Raw genomic sequence first — 2,407 nt, forward strand, 5'->3', positions numbered from 1 at the left:
CAGCCGGCGGAGCGGCCGGCGGCGAAGCCGGCGGGGGCGGGGCTGCGGCCGGCGGGGTGGTGGGGCGCGGGGGGTGGGAGGCGCGCTGCGCTTCCGTGCTCATGCACCCCCCGTTCCTCGTGCCCGCGTTCCTCGCCGCGGGCCGGTGTGTCGCTGTCGCACCCGGCGCGGAGCCGTCCCGGGCAGAGATACCCGCACGGGTGAGGCGTCATCCCGGCGCGGCCCGGGCCCGGTGTCCTCCGTCCGGGCGTGCGCGTCACTCTACGGCGTGATCCGGGCCGGGCGGGAACCAGTCCGCGCAGCCGCGGCATCTGCCCGGAACGTCCCCCTACCCTGCGGTAATCCTGTCTGGCAGGCTTCGTTCATGACTGCGCGCGCCTCCGACCGGGCCCGTTACGACCGGGCCACCGCCCACCTCGACGCCCCGCTGGCGATCGTGGACCTGGACGCCTTCGACGCCAACGCCGACGACCTCGTCCGCCGGGCCGGGGGCAAGCCGGTCCGGGTGGCCTCGAAGTCCGTGCGCTGCCGCGCCCTGCTCGAACGGGCCCTGGCCCGGGAGGGGTTCGCGGGGGTCATGTCGTTCACCCTCGCCGAGTCGCTGTGGCTCGCGCGGTCGGGCTGTGACGACGTGCTGCTCGCCTACCCCTCGGCCGACCGGGCCGCTTACGCCGAGCTGGCCGCCGACCCCAAGCTGGCTGCGGCGGTCACCGTGATGGTCGACGACCCGGCCCAGCTGGACCTGATCGACTCCGCGCGCGCCGGAGGGGGCGAAGTGGTGCGCGTGTGCCTGGAGTTGGACACGTCCCTGCGGCTGTTCGGCGGCCGGGTGCGGGTCGGCGCCCGGCGTTCCCCGCTGCACTCCCCCGCCGAGGTCGCCGAGGTGGCGCGGGCGGTGGCCCGGCGCCCCGGGTTCCGGGTGGTGGGCCTGATGGCGTACGAGGGGCATGTCGCGGGCGTCGGCGACGCGGTGGCGGGCAGGCCGCTGCGGTCGCGGGCGGTGCGGCTGATGCAGGCCGCGGCCCGGCGCGAACTGGCCGAGCGGCGCGCGGCGGTGGTGCGGGCGGTGCGGGAGGTCGTCCCGGACCTGGAGTTCGTCAACGGCGGGGGCACGGGCAGCGTGCAGCACACGGCCGGGGAAGACGCCGTGACGGAGGTCGCGGCCGGGTCGGGGCTGTACGTGCCGCGGCTGTTCGACAACTACACCTCGTTCACCGGCCGTCCGGCGGCGCTGTTCGCCCTGCCGGTCGTGCGGCGGCCGGGGGTCGGCGCGGTGACCGTGCTGGGCGGGGGCTATCCGGCATCGGGCGCGCCCGGCGCCGACCGGCTGCCGGTGCCGTACCTGCCCGAGGGCCTGCGCTACGACCCCCAGGAGGGTGCCGGGGAGGTGCAGACGCCGCTGCTGGGCTCCCCCGCGGACGACCTGCTGATCGGTGACCGGGTGTGGTTCCGGCACGCCAAGGCGGGTGAGCTGTGCGAGCGGTTCGACGCGCTGCACCTGGTCGAGGGCGACACGGTGACGGACACCGTGCCGACGTACCGCGGTGAGGGCATGACGTTCCTCTGACGCCGGGCCCCCGGCGGGCCCGTGCGGGCCGGGGTGCTCAGTCCGGGGTGCTCAGTCCGTGGGACCGATGCTGCTGCCGACCCCGCCGCCGCTGCCGGTGTCGCCGATCGTGCGGATGCCGCGGGTGATGCGGTCCATGTCCGACAGCGGCGGCGCGTCCTCCCCGGCGTCGACGACGTAGCGGACGAGGACCGGGGACTCCGTGCCGACGCTGGAGGGGAACACCATCGACTGCACGTAGCCGCCGGGGCCCTTGGCCGTCTTGACGCGCCAGCGCACGAGGTAGCCGGCCCGGCCCGCCACCGCGACGGGCCCGGACTTCACGGTGGTGTGGGACGTGATGCCGCCGTAGGGGCGGTTGCCGATGAGGTCGCGGTCGAAGGCGTCGTCTGCGGCGTCGGAGATGTCCTCCTTGGCGAGCCGCTCGGGCGACGTCTCGTCGCTGCCGGTCACGGTGCGGGAGATGACCATGCCGTGCCGGCAGACCGAGCCCTCGCCGGGGCAGTCGTACGTGCCGTCGGTGGTCATGATCACGTCGTCCTCGGCGATGTGCCGGGGCCGGACCCAGCCGTCGAGGAGCGGGAAGGTCACGCCGTTGAGCTGGTCCTCGACGACCGCCGGGTCGTCGGCGGACGGCTCGGAGGCGGAGGCGGAGGGCGACGGTGTGCGGCTGGGCGGGGCGGCTGCGGACGAGGTGGCGGTGGGCCCGGTCCGCACCGACGTCCGGCCGTCGTCCTCGCGCAGGAGCACCACCCCGGTGACGATCGCGGCGACGAGCACGGCGCCCGCCGTGACGACGGCGATCACCCGGGCGCGGCCCGTCCCGCCCGTCCCGCCGGG

Annotated in this window: 2 protein-coding genes; one reads left to right on the forward strand and one right to left on the reverse strand. The window is 76.2% G+C overall.

The window, feature by feature from the left end; translation table 11 throughout:
- Positions 1-364: 364 nt before the first annotated feature.
- Complete coding sequence (locus tag G3I53_RS24915; protein ID WP_164438788.1) at positions 365-1,567, forward strand: amino acid deaminase/aldolase; 1,203 nt, start codon at positions 365-367, stop codon at positions 1,565-1,567.
- Positions 1,568-1,618: 51 nt separating this feature from the next.
- Here G3I53_RS24915 and G3I53_RS24920 read toward each other — a convergent pair.
- The coding region (locus tag G3I53_RS24920; protein WP_239064090.1) for a hypothetical protein at positions 1,619-2,407 on the reverse strand (789 nt) is incomplete at its 5' end.

It is taken from the genome of Streptomyces sp. SID14436 (assembly GCF_010548465.1).
Classification (GTDB): domain Bacteria; phylum Actinomycetota; class Actinomycetes; order Streptomycetales; family Streptomycetaceae; genus Streptomyces.

Coding starts and splice junctions, on each gene's coding strand:
- G3I53_RS24915 (WP_164438788.1), top strand. CDS start 365: ATGACTGCGCGCGCCTCCGACCGGGCCCGTTACGACCGGGCCACCGCC.